This is a genomic window from Cytobacillus oceanisediminis (assembly GCF_022811925.1).
GTDB classification, from domain to species: Bacteria; Bacillota; Bacilli; order Bacillales; family Cytobacillaceae; genus Cytobacillus; species Cytobacillus oceanisediminis_D.
In genome coordinates this window covers 1,439,707-1,460,072 of sequence record NZ_CP065511.1, presented here as the reverse complement: position 1 = coordinate 1,460,072, position 20,366 = coordinate 1,439,707, and the positions used below count along the sequence as shown (strand labels likewise).

At 39.9% G+C, this 20,366-nt stretch carries 20 protein-coding genes; 4 read left to right on the top strand and 16 right to left on the bottom strand.

The genetic code is table 11. The annotated features are described in order from the left end of the window. Positions 1–11 precede the first annotated feature (11 nt). From IRB79_RS07600 to IRB79_RS07570, 7 genes are all read right to left on the bottom strand, one after another. Positions 12–272, bottom strand: a complete 261-nt coding sequence (locus IRB79_RS07600) for a metal-sensitive transcriptional regulator (protein WP_243507829.1) — start codon at positions 270–272, stop codon at positions 12–14. A 722-nt stretch (positions 273–994) separates the two neighbouring features. Next, positions 995–2,407, bottom strand: a complete 1,413-nt coding sequence (locus IRB79_RS07595) for a SpoVR family protein (RefSeq protein ID WP_243507827.1) — start codon at positions 2,405–2,407, stop codon at positions 995–997. A 128-nt stretch (positions 2,408–2,535) separates the two neighbouring features. Further along, the gene (locus IRB79_RS07590; protein ID WP_243507825.1) at positions 2,536–3,087 is read right to left on the bottom strand and encodes a PepSY domain-containing protein; all 552 of its coding nucleotides are present in this window, start codon (positions 3,085–3,087) and stop codon (positions 2,536–2,538) included. Positions 3,088–3,182: 95 nt separating this feature from the next. Continuing rightward, positions 3,183–3,875: a PepSY domain-containing protein gene (locus IRB79_RS07585; RefSeq protein WP_243507823.1), complete on the bottom strand. Its 693-nt coding sequence runs from the start codon at positions 3,873–3,875 to the stop codon at positions 3,183–3,185. Positions 3,876–3,944: 69 nt separating this feature from the next. Continuing rightward, positions 3,945–5,297: a HAMP domain-containing sensor histidine kinase gene (locus IRB79_RS07580; protein WP_243507821.1), complete on the bottom strand. Its 1,353-nt coding sequence runs from the start codon at positions 5,295–5,297 to the stop codon at positions 3,945–3,947. After that, on the bottom strand, positions 5,294–5,989 hold the full coding sequence (locus IRB79_RS07575) for a response regulator transcription factor (protein WP_243507820.1): 696 nt from the start codon (positions 5,987–5,989) through the stop codon (positions 5,294–5,296). Before IRB79_RS07575 ends, IRB79_RS07580 begins: the two co-directional genes overlap by 4 nt. Before the next feature lie 126 nt (positions 5,990–6,115). Then, positions 6,116–6,433 (bottom strand): DUF3889 domain-containing protein, encoded by a 318-nt coding sequence (locus IRB79_RS07570; protein WP_243507818.1) that lies wholly within the window; start codon positions 6,431–6,433, stop codon positions 6,116–6,118. A gap of 205 nt (positions 6,434–6,638) precedes the next feature. Here IRB79_RS07570 and IRB79_RS07565 point away from each other — a divergent pair, with 205 nt between their 5' ends. Next, positions 6,639–6,893 (top strand): YhdB family protein, encoded by a 255-nt coding sequence (locus tag IRB79_RS07565; RefSeq protein WP_009331507.1) that lies wholly within the window; start codon positions 6,639–6,641, stop codon positions 6,891–6,893. A gap of 58 nt (positions 6,894–6,951) precedes the next feature. Here IRB79_RS07565 and IRB79_RS07560 read toward each other — a convergent pair whose 3' ends face one another. The 5 genes from IRB79_RS07560 to IRB79_RS07540 all read right to left on the bottom strand — a co-directional run bounded on the left by IRB79_RS07560 (position 6,952) and on the right by IRB79_RS07540 (position 13,012). Further along, positions 6,952–7,488 carry an NADPH-dependent FMN reductase gene (locus IRB79_RS07560; protein WP_243509305.1) on the bottom strand — a complete coding sequence of 179 codons (537 nt, stop codon included), beginning with the start codon at positions 7,486–7,488 and terminating at the stop codon, positions 6,952–6,954. A gap of 139 nt (positions 7,489–7,627) precedes the next feature. After that, positions 7,628–8,275: a response regulator gene (locus IRB79_RS07555; protein ID WP_243507816.1), complete on the bottom strand. Its 648-nt coding sequence runs from the start codon at positions 8,273–8,275 to the stop codon at positions 7,628–7,630. Continuing rightward, complete coding sequence (locus IRB79_RS07550) at positions 8,276–9,430, bottom strand: GAF domain-containing sensor histidine kinase (protein WP_243507814.1); 1,155 nt, start codon at positions 9,428–9,430, stop codon at positions 8,276–8,278. Positions 9,431–9,596: 166 nt separating this feature from the next. Then, positions 9,597–11,342: a phospho-sugar mutase gene (locus tag IRB79_RS07545; protein ID WP_243507812.1), complete on the bottom strand. Its 1,746-nt coding sequence runs from the start codon at positions 11,340–11,342 to the stop codon at positions 9,597–9,599. A gap of 167 nt (positions 11,343–11,509) precedes the next feature. Beyond that, the gene (locus IRB79_RS07540) at positions 11,510–13,012 is read right to left on the bottom strand and encodes a bifunctional GNAT family N-acetyltransferase/carbon-nitrogen hydrolase family protein (RefSeq protein WP_243509302.1); all 1,503 of its coding nucleotides are present in this window, start codon (positions 13,010–13,012) and stop codon (positions 11,510–11,512) included. A 395-nt stretch (positions 13,013–13,407) separates the two neighbouring features. On the opposite strand from IRB79_RS07540, the gene IRB79_RS07535 reads away from it, so the two are divergent. Further along, entirely contained in the window at positions 13,408–13,848 is a 441-nt protein-coding gene (locus tag IRB79_RS07535; protein WP_243507810.1) for a disulfide oxidoreductase, read from the top strand. Beyond that, entirely contained in the window at positions 13,848–14,318 is a 471-nt protein-coding gene (locus IRB79_RS07530; protein ID WP_243507808.1) for a thioredoxin family protein, read from the top strand. Before IRB79_RS07535 ends, IRB79_RS07530 begins: the two co-directional genes overlap by 1 nt. A 39-nt stretch (positions 14,319–14,357) precedes the next feature. On the opposite strand, the gene IRB79_RS07525 is transcribed toward IRB79_RS07530, so the two are convergent. Next, positions 14,358–14,756 (bottom strand): YhcU family protein, encoded by a 399-nt coding sequence (locus IRB79_RS07525; protein ID WP_243507806.1) that lies wholly within the window; start codon positions 14,754–14,756, stop codon positions 14,358–14,360. Between the two features lie 343 nt (positions 14,757–15,099). Between IRB79_RS07525 and IRB79_RS07520 the strand changes: the two genes are divergently transcribed. Continuing rightward, positions 15,100–16,020, top strand: a complete 921-nt coding sequence (locus IRB79_RS07520; protein WP_243507805.1) for an RluA family pseudouridine synthase — start codon at positions 15,100–15,102, stop codon at positions 16,018–16,020. 113 nt (positions 16,021–16,133) lie between these two features. Here IRB79_RS07520 and IRB79_RS07515 read toward each other — a convergent pair whose 3' ends face one another. From IRB79_RS07515 to helD, 3 genes are all read right to left on the bottom strand, one after another. Further along, entirely contained in the window at positions 16,134–16,394 is a 261-nt protein-coding gene (locus IRB79_RS07515; RefSeq protein WP_035326710.1) for a GlsB/YeaQ/YmgE family stress response membrane protein, read from the bottom strand. Between the two features lie 210 nt (positions 16,395–16,604). Beyond that, on the bottom strand, positions 16,605–17,432 hold the full coding sequence (locus IRB79_RS07510) for an aldo/keto reductase (RefSeq protein WP_243507804.1): 828 nt from the start codon (positions 17,430–17,432) through the stop codon (positions 16,605–16,607). 297 nt (positions 17,433–17,729) lie between these two features. Beyond that, on the bottom strand, positions 17,730–19,997 hold the full coding sequence (gene helD / locus IRB79_RS07505) for an RNA polymerase recycling motor HelD (RefSeq protein ID WP_243507803.1): 2,268 nt from the start codon (positions 19,995–19,997) through the stop codon (positions 17,730–17,732). Positions 19,998–20,366: the final 369 nt, after the last annotated feature.

The following is a 20,366-nucleotide window of genomic DNA, read 5'->3' as shown; positions in this document are numbered from 1 at the left end:
TCAACTGTCTTTTATCTGCTTTTAACAAGTAAGTTGACGGCCTCTTCAATAATGCTTGAATTTGCTGTACCTTTTTCAGCATTTTCTATAATACACTGTTCAAGATTTTGACTAACAATAACCGCGATTGCTTTATCAATCGCAGAACGGGATGCAGTTAGTTGAGTAATAACAGATTTGCAATCCTTCTCATCTTCCATCATTTTTAAAATACCCCTTAGCTGTCCCTCAGCTCTTTTGATTCGGTTTTTTGATCTTTCATCGTATACCAATATTTCCCACCCCATTTATTTTGCGGAATGACAACCAGGCATTGAGAATGGCTGCAATTTCAAAACCCTTTTTGCACAGCATGAAAGTAATCTCATATGCATTATTAATACAATTACAATTCATATAATATACCCTATAAGGTATATAGTCAATACCTGATTGAAATTTTTTTCAATAGAAAAAACACCCAAACGGGTGTTTTGTTACTTGCCTAGCAGCATTCGCTTTCGTTGCCCAGCAAGACTAGTCTTTCATTTTCCTTGTCATGGTCCAGAATCATACTTTCTGTATGCGGTTTGATTTCCGGGTCAAATGCAACCTGGATTTCATTGATTGTTTCGATTAAATCGTCTGCTTCCGGCTCATCCAGAGCCAGTCCAATTTGTGGGCCTCCTCAGCCAAAGCCTGCGAAGTAAACTCTAATGCCGCCCGCATCTTTCTCTTGAAACACTTGCTTCAATAGGTCCCGAGCTGAATCTGTAATTTTCAAGAATTATCATCCTTTCTTAGTTTATAAATGGATTCAAGCTAAATATCAGTAACTGGTAAGTCATCAAATAAAATAACCTATTCCAATACCCCCGCCTGTACACGTTAATATTACTGCAATACTCCTTAGGAAGAAAGTATTTAGTTTATATCCTGCCCATTTTTTAATAAACCGGTTTGTAGCTCAACCAAAAAAAGACGAACCACTTCAGATGTGGTTCGTCCTCCATTCTTATAAGTATTTTCTATGAATGCTCTTCCCATCGTAAGTGAAAAGCATATTTTTGCCTTCAACAATGGTTTCCATGTGGACTCCTCTGCCCCAAAGCTGGTATACGTATGGGAGTACTTTTTCAAGATATTTAAGATCAAGCTCCACTCCTTCAAACCAGTGCTTTAGATACAGCTCCCCATTCTTCATATAATCGCCGTCATTAACCGTCAAATACGGGAAACCTCCATTTACGCGCATGCTGACAAGCTGATCACGAACATGCTCCCACTGTTTATCAACAATCTTATAATCCTTTCCCTGTTTTTGGAATAGATACATGTCTTCTCTCATGACAAGGTCTTTTGTTAAATAATTTCTTAAAAAAGATATATCTGACTCGATCTCACGGACCTCAAACATTTTCTCCCTGCCCGAACCTGGCACTACACCGCGCCTCTTCATTTCCTCCGTCGGATTGTTATACCTCTCTTCAATATCTTCGAAAATTTTCAGGCCCAGATAATATGGATTGATTCCGGTTCTGGACGGCTGAACCACTCCTGCATTCAATTTGGCAAATTCAAGCGCTTCTGCAGATGTCAAATCCATTTCCCTTAAAATACGCTGATGCCAATAGGAAGCCCATCCCTCATTCATGATTTTTGTTTCGAGCTGCGGCCAAAAATAGAGCATTTCTTCCCGCATCATAGTTAAAATATCCCGCTGCCAGTCGGTGAGCTCCCTGCTGTAGCTTTCAATAAATAACAGTAAATCCTTTTCGGGTTTTGGAGGGAATTTCTTTTTCTTCTTCTTTGGCTCATGCTTTTTGTTCCTTTCATCCAACCCCCATAAATCATCATAAGGGCTAGATGCTGCCGTATCACCGCTGCTTTCATATTCATCTTCCGTACTCCAGGCTAGCTTCGGCCTCATAATAGACGGATCAATATGTTCTTCAATTGCCAGCACTGCATCAAGGAAAGTTTCCACTTCCTTCTTCCCAAACTCAATTTCATATTGCCTGATTCTTTCGGCAGTTGCAGCCATGCTCTCTACCATGTCCCTCTTTGTGTTTTGAAAACGGACATTATTTTTAAAGAAATCGCAGTGTGCTAAAACATGAGCAACAATTAATTTGTTCTGAATAAGGGCATTGGAATCGAGCAGAAACGCGTAGCAAGGATCCGAATTGATTACGAGCTCATAAATTTTTGATAATCCTAAATCATAATGCAGCTTCATCTTATGAAACTGTTTTCCAAAGCTCCAATGCGAAAACCTGGTCGGCATGCCATAAGCCCCGAATGTATAAATGATTTCTGCAGGACAGATTTCATACCTCATCGGGTAATAGTCCAAGCCAAACCCATTTGCAATTTCAGTAATTTCCTGAATGGCATATTCCAATGACTTATTTTCTTCTTCTCGCATTGCCACTCCCCCTTTTAGTCCTTACCATAATCTATGAACCAACAAGAGGATTGATGAGTAGTCTCTTCATAAGCTTGTAACAAATTACAGCAAAAAGCGGAGCATTCCGCCCCGCTTTCCATTTGGAATTAGTCACCCAATTCGACTTTTAATACTTTTCCTGTTTCAGCATCAATATCAACATCTGCTTCGCCTTTATTTGTTTGCAGTTCAACTTCATATAGGATTTGACCATCGTCTTCATCTATTTCAATTTCTTTCATCGTTCCATTAACCTCTTTTTCAGCTATTTCAATAGCCTTTTGTTCGGAGATTATATTTTCTCCATTTACCTCTTTTTCGGACTGATCATTGTCATCATCGTCGTCTCGCTCTTTATTAAATGAAATAACTTTACCATCTAAGGCATTAATTTTAATATCGAAATCTTCTTTCCCGTTCTCAATATCAATTTCATAATACTGATTGCCATTTGCTCTTTCCAATTCAATGCTCTCTACTCTTCCCTCTGCTTCAGAAAGAGCAATCTTTTTCGCTTCTTCAACAGTAATCAAATCCTGTACTGCTTCTTTTTTACTCCCAGTGCTTCCTTTTCCATTCGTATCTGCTGCACCTGCTGCAACAGCACCACCCAGCAATACAGCTCCTGCCAAAGAAATAACTGCAAATTTTTTGTTCATTTTATTCTTCCTCCTTTTTCTTTTCTACATGTTCAATATAACCGGCGAAAATGAGAGAAAAAGGATAAGAAAATTAAAATTTGATGAGAAAGGGATTAATCATCCCAGGTAACCGACATCACTTTTCCTGTAATAGCATGGATCTGGACAGCTGCCTCCCTGCCATCATCCTTTTCTATCTCAACAAGATAATAAGATCCGCTGTCTGTTTCCTCAAAGCTGATATCATCCACTTCCCCAGGTTCATTTTTTAAAGCAATTTGGACAGCTTCCTCTTCGGTTAGATTTTTGACAGGGACCTTTGTTTCTTCAGCAGCACGGGATAAAATTTCTCCATTCAGAGCATCAACTGTAATCTTAATCTTCTCTTCATCTTTCTGAATGATTGCCTCGAAGGCTGACTTTTCTTTATGGGTCACCCTTTTGAGGGAGAGTAATTCACCAGATTCTTTAGCCTGAATAATTTCCTTTATTTTTTCTTCATCAAGCTGCTTCTGTTCACCATTTGAAATCCGTTCTTTTTTTTCAAAAGAAAGAATTTCTCCTCCGTTTTCACCCAGCTTTATTTCATAGAACCCTTCTCCTCTTTCCATTTCAATCAAATAAGTGCTGTTCACTTTTTTCAAATTCAGAATTTCTCCCTGATATCGGTCTTTTATTAGTTCCCTGGCTTCACTTTCAGTAATGGATTCAGAAGCAGAGACATTAGTGAATTGTATTACTGCAAATACAAGGAGCGCAGCCAGCAGAAGCCCCGAAGCTGCAAATATTATAGGTTTATGCTTCATTTCCTTACACCTCCCACTTAGCTTATTTCCCTATTATCTGATAATAAAATGAGAAAAAGATGAGAATGGTTAAGTCATTTTGATGCTTATGGATGCTGCAGTTCCTAATCCTTCAGTACTTTCGAGCGTGATTTCAATCCCAAGTGCATCTGCGATTTCTTTGGCAAGGGACAGTCCCAGTCCCGATCCTCCTGTTTTTCTATTTCTCGCCTCATCTACCCGGTAAAAACGGTCAAACACCCTTGGTAAATCCTTCTGAGGAATACCCATACCGCGATCTTCAATCCGGATATAAACTTCACTTTGCTCTGTCCCAGCAGTAACCCTTATGACATCATCACTGTATTTCCTGGCATTATCCAGAAAAATAAACAGGAGCTGCTTTAATTTATTTTCATCAGTATGAATAAATGTATTTTCAGCCAGACCCGATTCCAAATGCACAGTCCTTTTAAAAGCATCTCCATATGTCCGAATGACTTGGGTTAAAAAACTGTTTAGATCCATCATTTTCAAATCGAGCATCCACTGGTCATCATGCCGTGCAAGCAAAAGAAGCTGTTCTGTCATTTCCTTCATTCTTAACGCCTCTGAATGAATGGCTTCTATTGATTCATTAAATAATTCAGGTTCTTTCAACCCCCTTCTCTTAAGCAGGCTTGAATAACTTTCTATAACAGTTAATGGAGTTTTTAATTCATGGGAAGCATTTGAAATAAAAAGTTTTTGCTTCTCATAATTGGATTCAAGAAGATCTATCATATGGTTGAAGGTTTCACCCATTTGTTGCAGCTCATCCTGGGATTTCCCCTCCAGTTCAAGACGCTTGAATTGGCCGCTTTTTCTAATTTCTTTCATGGTGGCTGTCATTGTTGCAACAGGCCTTGTAATAAACTTACTAAGGATAGCGCTGGAAATTAGAACGGGAATCATTGCCAGGACTGTGACAATTCCAAGAACGAAGCGCAGAGTCCTTAATATTTTTTCTGCACTTTCCATGCTTCTGGTCAGCTGAAAGCTTCCTATTTCACCATCTGGAAGGATCACAGGAGCAGACGCAAACATATAAACCTTCTTATCACTTTCCATTGTTTTTATAAATTCACTGCTGATATACTCTGCAGGGATTTCACTGAGCGCCTTTTCATCGGGGGATGTGGAGGTTACTGCCTTTTTATCTGGCTGAACCAGTCTCACCATTCCATTTGAAGGAACAAAGGCCCTAAGCAGTTCAGCTTCCGGAACATTCCCGATTGATTTCTGGGCAATCTTTGTAATATTAGCCATTTCATTTGAAATGGATGCCTGCTCATTTTCATATATTAATTTGCTGAAAACAGCATACACAGTGATATTCATGATAAGCAGAAGTACTGCAAAGAGAACGGTTGTATACAAATAAATTTTCTTCCTAAGATTCATTTGGTCTCCTTTAATACATACCCTACTCCGCGGATTGTGTGAATAAGAGAAGGCATCTCAGGCAAGTCTATTTTCTTGCGCAAATACCTGATATAGACATCAACAACATTTGTGTCCCCCAAAAAATCATATCCCCAAACTGCCTCCAAAATTTGTTCCCTGTTCAGGACCTGTCTTTTATTTGTCATTAAATACACAAGCAAATCAAATTCTCTGGGCGTCAGTTCTATTAACTGATCTCCCCGGCTGACTTCTCTTGTTTTTTCATTGAGCTTTAAATCTGACACTTCCAGACAGTCATTAGCTGCAGTTTCTTCCGCAGCTGCTGACTTAATCCTTAATGCCGCCCGAATCCTCGCAAGCAGCTCCTCAATCTGGAAAGGTTTTGTTATGTAATCATTCGCACCCAAATCTAAACCAGATACTTTGTCTTCCACTGAGCTTTTAGCCGTCAGCAGCAAAATGGGGGTCTGTTTATCCTTGCTGCGAATTCTTCGCAGAATTTCAATTCCGCTAAATCCCGGTAGCATGATATCCAGAATAATTAAGTCCCAGCTTCCAGTTCGATATAACTCCATTGCCTGAAAACCATCCATTGCCTTTGTCACTTGATAGCCCTCGAATTCAAGTTCAATTTCCAGAAGCCTGGCGATCTTAGCTTCATCCTCCGCTACAAGAATTGATTCCTTCAAAAAACTCACTCCCCATATTTGACGGTTATATTCTTAATCCAAGATTATCAGAAAAATATCTTTTTATCATTATTTTAAATAAGGGGTTTGCTGGCCAAATACAATGAAAAAAGCCCCCGAAGGAGCTTACTGTGTTTTTCTCTCTACAGTGAGGCTAACCGCTTTGTTATCTTTAAGGTTATGTGTGACCATAACCAGCACGGTTACAGGCTTCCCATTTTCTTTTACAGTAAAAGTGAAGGTGTCTGTTACATCTGTTTCAATAGCTTTTTTCCTTCCTCCATACTGATAATCCACCACTTCTTCCCCAGGATAGTCTTCCTTTACAACTGCGATGGCAATTCTCCCATACTTTTCATAATCCGGTTTTTGGACAGCTCCTGCCAATGAGCCTCCCCCGGTTAATAAACAAATCAGCATAAACATCGATAAATACTTTTTCATATTGGCCTCCAAAGCATGTGTCGTTAATTATATTTTTGGCCCAGTCTTAAATTTTATGTATGGAATTGTCTTATAAATGAATGTGGCCAATATACAGGTAAATGATGAAAACCCCTGTAAATCAACAAGTCCAAGATTTACTTCGAAATAAAATTCTGCATCATCATAAACTATAATCAACTCCTGAAAGAGGAGGAGAGGACAAATGAATAAAGTGGATTATGACCGTGCGCTATATTATACGCACCGGTCAGAATGGGATAACCTGCTGATCCTGATGGTCAGAACAGATGATCAATTTCTTTCGAAGAAGATCGAACATTTTCTTCATGCCTACAACTTCGAAAAAGACTATTCTGTCATTGAGAAACATTTATATTCACTGCTGAGATATATTGACCATGCCAATGAATTATCAGAAAAACAGCTGCCAAACACAGTATTTTATGAACTAACTTAACAAAAGAATTCCACCAATAATAAAACACGGATTTTTGGTCCGTGTTTTTGTATTTTTATTATTTTAATTCCTGCTTAATTTGACCATATGCCTTCATATATACCTGAAGTTCTTTCATTAAACCCTCAACAAGTTGGGCAGGTTCCTCAAAAAGGCCATCATTTTCATAATCAAAACAATGTGGGTCCAGGACTAGCTGTTTGGGTATAACATTGGCATATACACCTCTGCCGGCAATTCTTAAATTATTCAGGGCATTGATGCCGCCTTTTCCGCCTCCTGCCACAACCAGCAAGCCGACTGGCTTATGGGCAAATTGCTCACTTCCGAGAAAATCCAGCGCATTTTTTAGAGCTCCGCTCATGGCACTGTGGTACTCAGGGGAAGCTAGAATGACCCCATCAGAGTCTGCAATCTGCTGACGCAGCTTTTTAACGGCAGGCACCTGATATTGATCTTCTGTTCCATTATATAAAGGAATTTCTCCAAGACTTAAATCGATCAGTTCAGCATTATATTTCCTTGCAATATAACGAGAGGCTATTCCCGTTCTTCCCTTCAATCGCGGGCTTCCATTAATAATTGTAAGCTTCATCATAAACTCTCCTTTTAGTCCTATATTCTTTAGTATATAGAAACATGCGATTATAAACATCGTCAGTATGGCTGAGTTTTATAAAGCTTATCTTAGGTCTAATTTAGTAAATATCTTCTGCAACTTTTGGATGAGTTTTTTAGTCTTCCTCTGCAATACCATGACGCACTGCATAAAGTGCTGCCTGTGTTCTGTCTGCGAGATCCAATTTGGACAGCAGGTTGGAAACATGGGTTTTGACTGTCTTTTCTGTTATATAAAGGGATGAAGCAATTTCTTTATTGCTTTTCCCTTTTGCAATCTCCCGCAGAACCTCCAGTTCTCTCTTTGTCAGTTCTTCCAGCGGCTGTTTTTCTGTACTGTTTTTATTCGTTAAATGTGTGAGCAGATGGGAGGTCGCTTTTGGATGCAGCTGGTTCTCCCCTTTCATCAGCTGGATAATTGCCTGAACAAGAATATCCGGCTCAATGTCCTTCAGCTGATATCCTGAGGCCCCGGCCTCAATTGCTGGAATCACATGATCCTGGTCTGAAAAACTTGTGAGTATCATGATCTTCACTTCAGGGCAGCTCGCTTTAATTTGCCTTGTGGCTTCAATACCATTCATAACAGGCATATCCAAGTCCATTAATACAACATCAGGCTGGCTCGTTTGCATCATCTCCACAGCTTCACGGCCGTTCTTTGCTTCTCCGATGATTTCTATTTCCGGCTGTGTTTTGAGAAAAAATACAAGACCCCTTCTTACAACATGATGATCGTCCGCTATTAAAATCTTGATGGCCATCTATTTCCCTCCCTTTGTAATTGGAATAATAATTTCAATTGCAGTTCCCTGGCCAGGCTGTGTTCTTAATGAAAATACACCATTCAAGGCTTCTGTCCTTTTTTTCATGCTTTTTAGGCCGAGTGAAGGTATGTCTTTTTCACGATAATGAAACCCTCTGCCATAATCGGAGATAACCATTTTTACCGTTTTTTCATCCACTGCCAGTGTTAAATCCGCTGTTGATCCACCAGAGTGTTTTTTGCAATTGGCCAGTGCTTCCTGGCCAATTCTCCAAAGTGTCTCTTCAACTTTTCCGGGCAGACAGATTACACCTTTTACTTTTGAATCGAGCTTCAGGCCAAGCATTTGGCTGTAGGTCTGCATAGCACATACAATTCCATTTTCCAGCCCGCGGGGTTTCAGCTGCCAGATAAGCGCCCTCATCTCGCTTAAAGCTTCCTGTGCGAGATCCTGCATGTAGGAAAAGGTTTCTTTAATTTCAGGGTTATCAGTCATTTCAGCCCCTCCTCTCGCCGTTAAGCTTAAGGAGAACAAAAGCTGGTTGACCGAATCATGCAGGTCCCTTGCCAGCCTGTTTCTTTCCGCAGCAAGAGCCGTCTCCTGTTCCAGCTGTGTCAGTTTGATTCGTTTTATAGCCGTTCCGATTTGAAAAGCCACTGATTCCAGTAAAGCCAATTCTTCAGGTGAAAAATGGGTTTTATCAGGTGAGCCAATATTAAGGATCCCAAACTTTTCTTCCCCTGCTCTCAGCGGTACGGAGGCATGATGGGTAAGCCCATTGGTATCCTTTCTTTGCTCGGCAATGGCATCTTCTATTCTTTTGCATTCAATAATGTTCGAAGCTTTGTTTAATCTGCCGTCATTATAGCGGTCAATACACCAGCAGTCTCCCTTGCACATCGGTCTGCAGTTATCCGCGGAAAGGGCAGGGGGCAGTTTCTCTTCTGCTGCCAGGCGAAACTCCCCTTGGCTATCGATTAGAAATACCCATCCCGTTTCAAGACCGGTAATATGAAGCAATTTCTGCAGAACCTCCTTTAGAAGGGAATCAATTTCCGTTCCTTCATTCAATATTTCTGCTATTTCTTTTAAAATTCTGATTTCAGATTGCCTTTTTTCCCCTAACACCCTTATCCCCCTTGGAACTTTCATATTATGTACTTTTATTATATAACTTTTATTCCCTTTCTTCCTTGGCATTTGGGAGGAAGCGGCCTGCGACTAAAGTTGCAGACAGAAAAAACACCGAAGAGCATGACCCTTCGGTGCATCTATTATGCAATTGGATAGTTTTGAACAAATGAATGACTAAACAGCCTTAGTTTATTACTGAACTGTCCATTCTCTCTTCTACGATTTGCATAAATTCTTTTTGGACCGATTCCAGTTTTTCCTTGCTGCTGGCTAATGAGGAGGCACTGATTCCAAAGTAGAATTTAATTTTCGGTTCTGTACCTGATGGCCTTAGGCAGATCCAGGTCCCATCTTCGAAGAAATACTTAATAACATTGGACTTGGGCAGGTCCATTACTTTCTCCATTCCATCTGCTTCAGTTCTGATTCCTGTTAAGTAATCTTCAACAGCCTGGACCTTCATTCCTTGAAGGTCTTTTATCGGATTGGCACGGAATGATGCCAGGGTCTGCTGGATTTTTTCTGCTCCTTCAATTCCTTTTAGAGTCATTGATTTTAACCCTTCAAGGAAATAACCATACTCGTCAAACAAGCTGAGCAATGCATCATAAAGGGACATGTCTTTCTTTTTATAAAAAGCAGCCATTTCCGCAGCAAGCAAAGCCGCCTGGATAGCATCTTTATCCCTTGCAAAGTCGCCGATAAGATAGCCATAGCTTTCCTCATACCCAAACAGGAAGCTGTATTTACCAGTCTCCTCGTATTCCTTGATTTTTTCTGCAATAAACTTAAAGCCTGTTAAAACATCGATGGTTTCTACACCAAAAGATGATGCAACCCTGCGTCCAAATTCAGATGTAACGATCGTTTTTAGCATGATGCCATTGTCAGGCAGTGTATTCTTCTCTTTCTTCTGAGAAAGTATGTAGTGAAGCAGCAGCGCACCTGTCTGATTTCCTGTCAAAAGAACATAGTCACCATCTTTGTTTTTTGCAGCGATGCCAAGACGATCAGCGTCTGGGTCTGTAGCAATTAATATATCTGCATTTGTTTCTCTTCCATCTCTCATGGCCAGCTCAAATGCAATTTTTTCCTCTGGATTAGGACTCTTTACTGTTGAAAACTCAGGATCCGGGAGCTCCTGTTCCTTCACTACATGCACATGTTCATAGCCCAAAGCAGCCAAAGCCTCTCTAACTGGCTTGTTGGCTGTACCGTGTAGAGGTGTAAAAACTACATGAACATCCGTTTCATTTGCGGCATCAGGGTTTTCGGAAATGGTAAGGAGCTGCTTCTGATAGGCCTGATCAACTGTAGTTCCAATCATTGTGATAAGGCCTTTTTCCTTTAAACTGTCCTCGTCCATCACTTCAATAAGCAGTTCGTTTTCTATTTCATTTACTTTGCCGATAACAATGTCAGCTTCAGCAGGAGTCAGCTGAGCACCGTCCGATCCATACACCTTATAGCCATTGTATTCCGGAGGATTATGGCTTGCTGTCACGACTATCCCTGCATACGCATGCAGGTACCGGACTGCGAATGAAAGTTCAGGTGTTGGGCGAAGTTCGTCAAATACATATGTCTGAATGCCCCTGCTGGCAAGTGTTTTAGCCGCCTCCATTGCAAATTCCGGGGACATGTGGCGTGAATCATATGCAATTGCCACACCTCTGTTCTTTGCTTCCAATCCCTTTTCTTCTATGTATGCGGCAAGTCCCGCAGATGCCTTGCGGACTGTATATATATTCATTCGGTTTGTTCCCGGTCCTATTTCCCCGCGCATACCGCCTGTTCCAAATTCCAGTCCCTTATAAAACGCTTCTTCAAAGAGCTTTTCATTTCCCTGCAGACGTTTTAGCTGTTCCAGTAATTCACTGTCCAAATTCTCATGGTTTATCCATCGTTCTGCCGCTGTCTTCCATTCCATTGTATGACCTCCTAAAAAAAGCTTCTTCATATCCTTTTCGAGTTCCAGGCGGATATTCCTCTTAAAAACATCCGAGTTATTTTGACAAAATTCACCTTAAGATTATGTATGCTTCCGCTGAAAAGCATTGAGCGCCAAGTGAAAGGCGCTCAATCTGCAACTATATATTACTTCTTATATCTAATGCTGTAAATATCATGCCTGCGGTCTTTTAGCTGGCGCACCGTGCCATCCTGTCTTTGCCGGCGGAGAATTTCCAGATCAACATCACCAATCAGGACCATTTCAATATTTGGATTGGTCTCTCCCACAATGCCATCCCTTGCAAACTCAAAATCAGATGGTGCAAATATGGCTGACTGTGCATACTGAATATCCATATTCTCTGTTTGGGGAAGATTGCCCACCGTTCCTGAAATAACCGTGTATATCTGATTTTCAACAGCGCGCGCCTGAGCACAATAGCGCACCCGCAAATATCCTTGGCGATCTTCAGTACAGAAAGGTGTAAATATAATTTTTGCACCTTTATCAGTCGCAATTCTCGCCAGCTCAGGAAATTCGATGTCATAGCAAATTTGGATGGCTATTTTTCCGCAATCCGTATCAAATACTTTCACTTCGTCCCCGCGGCTGATTCCCCACCATTTGCGCTCATTTGGCGTAATGTGGAGCTTATACTGCTTTTCAATCGTTCCATCGCGGCGGAAAAGATAAGCGATATTATAAATCTCATCATCATCTTCTTTAACAAAATGAGAACCGCCAATTATATTGATATTATACCTGACTGCCAAATCCGTAAATAACTCGATATATTGCTCAGTGTATTCCGTCAGCTTCCTGACCGCAAGGCTTGGTGACCGTTCGTCCAGAAAGGACATTAACTGGGTGGTAAATAGCTCGGGAAATACTGCAAAGTCAGAACCGGAATCAGAAGCAACATCTGTAAAATATTCCACCTGATGGGCAAATTCATCGAAGGATTTAATCTGCCGCATTAAGTATTGCACCACGCATATACGGACCGGGTAACTTGTTTTATAAAAACGCTTAGTCATTGGCCTGTAATCAACATTATTCCATTCCATCAGCGTTGCATATTTATTTGACTGAACATCATCAGGCAAATAGTTCGGGTTAATCCTCATCAGAGTAAATCCATTCAGGAGCTGAAAGGATAAAACCGGGTCATAGATTTTATGAAGTGAGACCTCGTTCACATACTCACGGGGGTTCATTTCTTTGGCGTATTTATGATAATTCGGAATGCGCCCCCCTATGATGATACTTTTTAAATTTAAAGATCTGACAAGCTCTTTTCTCTCCTCATACAGGCGATGGCCAATTTTCATTCTGCGGTAATCCGGATGAACCATTACTTCTATTCCATAAAGGTTATAGCCTTCCGGATTATGGTTCGTTATGTATCCCTTATCTGTCACATCATCCCAGGAATGACGATCATCATACTCATCAAAATTGATAATAAGGCTCGAACAGGAACCAATGATTTCTCCATCATATTCTGCTACAAACTGGCCTTCAGGGAAAATATCCAGATGGCTTTCAAGCTGATCCTTCTTCCAGGGTATCATGCCGGGGAAACAGAGCTCCTGCAGGGCAATGATATGATCTATATCTGAATGCCGTGTATTTCTGATAATCATTTTTTTCTCAAACTTCTTTAAATCAAGCTTTGTCAATGGTGGTGCACTCCTTTTGGAAATAATAATTATCCTGGGAGCTGTTACGGAAAGCTCAGCCGCTCCAGTGATATACAGGTCTTTTCCCTTTTTTACTGCATTCATAACACCCTCTGAATTTTCTTAGCCAATTTCCCTCTTATTCTTATCTTGCTTCTTTTCCTTCATATATATTTCTATAAAGGTGATTGAATATCTTCTTTTAATTTATTCTCTCCGGTAATTACCCCTGTCCCTTGCCTAATACCATTTCAATATAACAAATGCCCTATTTCTGATGATCCTTTGAACATGTTAATTTACAAGGGATGCCCAATAGCTTTATAATTTTTAGAGTACATATTAATAAGGAGATAATTATGGAGAAAACACAAACAGACCGGCGGGAGAATTTGCTGTTTTTTGCCTGGGCAGCATCGATTCTGGCCATGTTCGGCAGCCTTTATTTTTCGGAAATCAGGCAATACGAGCCTTGCGAGCTTTGCTGGTATCAAAGGATTATCATGTACCCATTTGCTGTCATATTAGGCTTGGCTGTTATTAAGAAAGATTATCGCATCAGCCTTTATACAATGGTGTTATCTGCAGTTGGAGCAGGGATTTCCATATACCACTATTCCATTCAGAAAATTTCATTTATGGCAGACCATGCAGCAGCATGCGGGAGAGTTCCCTGTACAGGGCAATATATTAATTGGCTTGGATTCATCACGATTCCGTTTTTAGCATTGACAGCTTTTATAATTATTTTTATTAGCAGTTATCTTGTCTGGAAGAAAACCAAGGAGGTAGCAGAATAATGAAAAAGGTCATTATTTTTCTTGCCATTATCGTTGCGTTATTCGCAGCGGTTGGAATCTTAACTAAAATGCAAAATGAAGAAAAAGTGTCTGGGAATAATCCATATGGAAAGGATTCACTTCATCCTGAAACAATCAAACAGCTTGAAGACCCAAATTATCAAAATCTGATCCTTCCTGAAGAATTGGACAAAAAGTTAAATGAAAATGAAGATGTAACTGTGTATTTTTATAGCCCTACATGCCCTCATTGTCAGAAAACAACTCCTGTTGTGGCTCCACTTACAGAAGATATGGGCATTGACCTGGTTCAATTCAACCTTCTTGAATTTGAAGACGGGTGGGACAATTACGGAATTAAGGAAACTCCAACAATTGTTCAATTCAAAGACGGCAAAGAGGTTAACAGAATTACTGGTTACCAGGAAAAAGAAGTCTTTGAACAATGGTTTAATGAGAATTCGAAATAACCAAAAACGCCTGCGGCTCAGTCAGCTGCAGGCGTTTTTTTATACAAGCATTTCATTTGCGGCTTTGGCGTAGACACTGAACAAATTATTCCGCGGCATCCTTTCTCCGCAAAAATGACTGTAGTCAAATGGGAATGACAAACCGAATTCTTGAAGTATTTGAACATTTTTGACGAAAATCATTTCATATTTGTCATTCATATGACGGGATTCCAGAATAGCCATTAGCGTCTGCAGTCCTGCTATAACCTGGTAAGCCTCCTTTAATGTTCCGAAGTATTCAAAGTGCCGTGTAGAAGTATGTAAAATCTTCTGCTGTTCAAATTCTCTTATGTCATCATCTGTGAAATAAAGAGGAAACACATTTGAATAGAATTTTCTAATTAATTCTTGAATTTTTTGTTCCTGATCAGGAGTTGATGCGAATACAACTTTCACTGATAACCCACCTTTGTAATCCTTGTAATCAGTTCGTAATATATACATAAGAATATCATATTCTGAAAGCCCTTTAGGGTGGTAATTATACCCATAGAGAAGGGATTTGTTGACATTTATTCCTCCTGCGGAAATAGATGGAACAGGCATAATGCTTTATAATTGGTCCTAAAGTACTATATTAACTCCATTTTCAGCAAAATAGAAGGTGACTTTAAATATTACAATAATATTTTGTGAACACCTATTCCTTTTATCAGCTGTTTTTTAAGACTAATATATTATTGTAATTAATTTATATGTATAAAAGTCACGATTATTCAATCAGGATAAGGAGCAATTTATGGTAAAAATACAAAGGTTTGGCGAATGGTGTGAAATAGAGGTGCCTGTTCACTGGGAAGGGTATTCCCTCGAATATATAGTCCGGACATTATGGGGAGCACCCAAAAAACAGACACACAATATGAGGATGAACAAGCAGGTATTAACCAATGATGAACCAGCCAATTGGACAAAGCCGCTGCATGCAGGGGATAAATTAAAATTCCATTTCTTCAAGGAGGAAGATTTGGGCCTAATACCCTCTTATTATGACATCGAAGTACTCTTTGAAGATGATCATTTACTTGTTTTGAATAAGCCTGCAGGCATGGACACGCATCCTAATTCTCCAGAGCAAAATAATACCTTAGCAAACGCTGCAGCCTTTCATATGCAGATGCAGGGTGAATCCAGTAGCATAAAACATATACATCGCCTGGATCGAGATACGACCGGTGCCATTTTATTTGCGAAACATGCATTGGCAGGAGCAATCCTGGATAAAGAATTGGAGGAACGAACTATTAAACGCACATATTTAGCATTGGTTCATGGCAGGATTTCAAAGATCAAAGGAACCATCAGCGAACAAATTGGGCGGGACAGGCATCATCCAACCAGAAGAAGAGTATCCCCCAGCGGCCAGCCTGCTGTCACGAACTATGAACTAATTGAGTACTTTCCTAAGCTAAATCTTTCACTTATTAAATGCCTTCTGGATACAGGCAGAACACATCAGATCCGTGTTCACCTCAGCCATATCGGACATCCTCTTGCAGGGGATATTTTATATGGCGGGAAACCTGCTTTTCCACGGCAGGCACTGCACGCCGTAAAACTTGAGATTCCACACCCATTCTTAGAGGAAACCATAGTCTGTCATGCGCCTTTTTTAGATGATCCTGAGATTTTTAAGGGAATTGATCCGTATTCCTTTTAATAACGATTTAGAGCTGCCGTTCAGAGGCAGCTTTTATTTCACTAAAACTTAGAAGCAGAGGCTTTCAGCGCAAAAAAAGAAGCCCCATATGGGACTTCTTTCAAATGATTCTATTAGTCATGAGATTTGCGCATAGCCTTCATGATGAAGCCTACGATGAATACAAGCACGATAGCACCAATTAAAGCAGGAATAATAGCAAAGTCAGCTACTACAGGACCCCAATCACCAAGGATTAATGAACCTAACCATGCACCAATGAAACCAGCGATGATGTTCCCAATAATTCCTCCTGGAATATCTCTTCCCAAAATCATACCTGCTAACCAACCAATGATACCACCTATAATTAATGCCCATAAAAAGCTTAACATTGAAAATCACTCCTCGTTTTGATTTAATTTAGTTTCTGTTCAGATTAAGAATTTCATTCAGTAGCTGCGCAGCTTTTGGTGATCTTATCTGCTTGTACAATTAAATTACCCAGGATTCTCTATCTAAAACCAAAAATTTAAAAACTATTCTTCTGGAAAAAATTTATAAAAACAAAAAACACCCCTAAGGATGCTTTTTGAATAGCTTAATTAAAAATCAAATTTGTCCGGGTCGGCCCCAAATCGCTGATCTTTATTTAATGTATTCATTTGTTTCATTTCTTCTTCAGTTAATTCAAAATCAAAAATATTTGCATTTTCCCTTAATCTTTCTTCTTTAACTGATTTGGGGATTACGATCATACCGTTTTGGAGATGCCATCTTAATATAATTTGGGCTGATGATTTGCCGTGACTTTCGGCAATTTCTTTTATGGCAGGGTCCTCCAGCACTCTGCCCCTTGCAATTGGAGACCAAGCCTCCACTTTTATATTGTGATCATCACAAAATGCCTTCATTTCTACCTGAGATAGAAGAGGATGAAGCTCAACCTGATTGACTGCAGGCTTTTCAGCTGAGTTTTCCATTATGTCCTTTAAATGATGAATTTGAAAATTGCTCACGCCGATAGCTCTTACCTTTCCATCCCAATAAAGCTTCTCAAGCGCTCGCCAGGTTTCCAGGTATTTCTCCTTAACTGGCCAATGGATTAGATATAAATCGATGTAATCTAAACCCAGCTTCTTTAAACTCTTATCAAAGGCATCTAAAGTTTGCTCATATCCCTGGTCCGTATTCCACACCTTTGTCGTTATGAAAAGATCTTCCCTGGGAACACCGCTTTCTTTTATTGCCCTTCCAACACCCTCTTCATTGTCATAAAAGGCAGCGGTATCAATTAGCCTGTAGCCTATGTTTATTGCATTTTTCACCGTGTCTTCAACCTGCTGGCCCTCTTCTACTTTATATACTCCCAGCCCGAATTGGGGCATTTCAACTCCATTATGCAAGGTTAAAGTGCTGCTGATATCCTTCATATGATGAAATCATCTCCTTCCATGTTTTTTACTTCATTTTATCATTTGCATGAAAAGGAGACCTACTATTTACACTTTCAAAACAAAAGCGATTGCCCGAGGGATGCAATCGCCCATCTATATAAACGGCAAATGCCGGGATTGTGATATCGCGGATTTTTCGCTATCCCTTCTTATGTAAGATTGATTTTCCCGGTGAAAAAATGTCCTAAACAATGGACATTAAAATTATTTTTTTGAAGTTCGAAGTGCTTTTAGGCAAAAAAAAGCAGCCTGAAAAATCAGCTGCTAAAAGTTTTATCCTATAATAAAATTGTTTTTTTCCAGTCCATAGAAATATAATCGGTGCAGAGGCCGTGTCATGGCGACATAAAGAAGCTTAATATCCAATTCATATTCTCTGGAAAATTCTTCTTCAAGTGATAGAATCATGACCGCATCAAATTCGAGGCCCTTTGCCAAGTAGGAAGGTACGATAACGATTTCATCCTTTGGTATACTTTCCTGCTCCTGCAGCAGTTTAAAAGGGAGTTTGGCATGCTCTTCAAAAAGGCCATGAATGAGCAGGCAGTCTTTCATCGTTTTCCCGATCACCGCAAACGTTTTATAATTTTCTTCTTTCAATGAAATTACCAGTTCCTCAAGCTGCTGTACAAGACCGTGGCCATTCTCTCTCTTGATAAATTCAGGACTTTTCCCATGGCGGACAACCGGCTCCACTTCGGGGAATGAATAGGGAAGAAGCTTGAGCAATTCATTCGCCTTTTCCATGATTTCCACTGTGGTACGATAGCTTTTTTGAAGCTCTGTATATGTTGCACGCGGAAAAATAAAGTCAAGAACCTCTTGCCAGCTTGTTAGTCCCCTGTAGGAATGAATTCCCTGTGCAAGATCCCCCACTAATGTGAACATATCCGTTTCAAGTGACTTTTTTAAAGAGAGGAGCTCCATGAAACTGTAATCCTGTGCTTCATCAATGACGATATTTTTTGCCTTCAGCTCTTTAGGAATGCCAAAAAGGCTTTCCTGCAAGTAAAGCATTAAAGCTAAGTCTTCTCTCTCATAAACTTTTTTTCTGAACAATTTCTGGCAGTATTTACATAGTAGATCTGCATCTTTTACAGGCAATTTCCCGCCTGATAATCTTGATAGACGGATGGAGTCTTCAAATAGGTCTTTATAATAACGGATCAGGCTTTTTTTCGGAAATTGCTTCATGTATCTTGGCACAGCAGTTCTGAAGCTTTTCTTTAATTCTTCCAGTCTGGCTGCTTTTTTATCAAGCGCATCTGAAACATACAGTCTTCTTTTTTCAGGGTCTTTCCCTCTGTAAAGGGCCCTTTCGATTCTCTCGTCATAATACGTTTCAATTTTCTTTATGATATTTTTCTTTTTCTTAGCAAGATCGTTTTGAAGCACAGCCTTTAATTTTTCGAGTCTTCGATAAAGAGGCAGATAATTGTAATCCACCAAAAAAAGCTGGAAGAATTTCTTATGGCTGAACAGCCTGAATTTATCTACCATAAAATCATCACTAGGGCAGAAGCTATTATAAATTTCTTTTAGGTAATTGCCGAGGATTACTTGAAAAACAGGCGATCCTTTAATGGATGATGCCCAGGCTGCAAGGTTTGCTTCTTCACTGCCATGGCCTTCGAGCAAATTCACCAATTTACTGTCATCAGCCATTTTAAGATCTTCGCCAAGACATGCCAGCACATATTCCTGGTAGGTAGTCTGGCGGACTCTTTCTACCCCAAGCTCTGGAAGAGCTTCTGAAATATAATCAATGAATAGCCTGCTCGGTGCCAGAATCATAAGCTGTTCAGGGGCAAAATTTTCTTTGTACTGATAAATGAAATAACTTATCCTGTGCAGGGCAATCGTTGTCTTACCGCTGCCTGCTGCCCCCTGAACAATGATGGGCTTATTTAAATCAGCACGAATTATTTTGTTCTGTTCTTCCTGAATGGTTGAAATAATTTCAGTGAGGCGGTTGCTTGAGCTTTTAGACAGTGATTCCTGAAGCAATTCATCTGTAGTCGTGAGGTCTATATCCCGGATTTCATCCAGAATCCCGTCTTCAATCAAATATTGCCTTTTCAATGACAGATGACCCGTAAAGCTTTCTTCATAGGAATGGTATTGAACCTCACCCAGCCTGCCTTCATAGTATAAATTGGCTATCGGAGAACGCCAGTCAACAATAATCTGCTCTTGATTCTCCCTTGAATACAATGAAGTTTTGCCTATGTATAAAATCTCTTTTTCGTTTAAATCTTCCCTTAAGAAATCAATTCTGGCGAAATAAGGCTTTTTCCGGGCTTTTTTCAATTGTTTTAATTCATCTTTGGACATCTCAAAAAAACGGGCATTTGTCAGTAAAGAAGAGTAACTTAAACTGGATTCAAGCCAATCAACGTCTTCGAAAGCTTCTTTCATATTCTCCTGAAACTTATCTTTGCTGGATTCTGAAGTTTTAATCACGACATCAATATAACGTTTCGTAAATTCCAGCCGCTGAGTCTCCTGCTGAAAATCGGGGTGTTCAAATTCAGATGGCATATGTTTCTCCTTTCAATTGTTTTTCAGCCGCAATGGAGAAGGACATATGAGCAAACGCGTGGGCAGAAAAATATATTATCAGAAAAATCTGCAAGAATCAAGTGGTGACAAGGACTGATTAGATTTTGTCGGATTAGTGTGTTAAATGCAATGGCAATCATTTTTATTTATAATATAGAAAAACACTTTTTAGGAGGTGATGAAAGTGGCCATTGCAGTTGCAATGCCTGATAATGCAGCGTCTCATGCAAAGCCTGATATTGGTGGCGATACTTTGCATGAGGCGGTAATAGACTAATTATTATCGCCCATTCAGCTAAAACCATTTCTGATATCGGCTTTGCACCTTATTCATTTTTTATTGTCAAA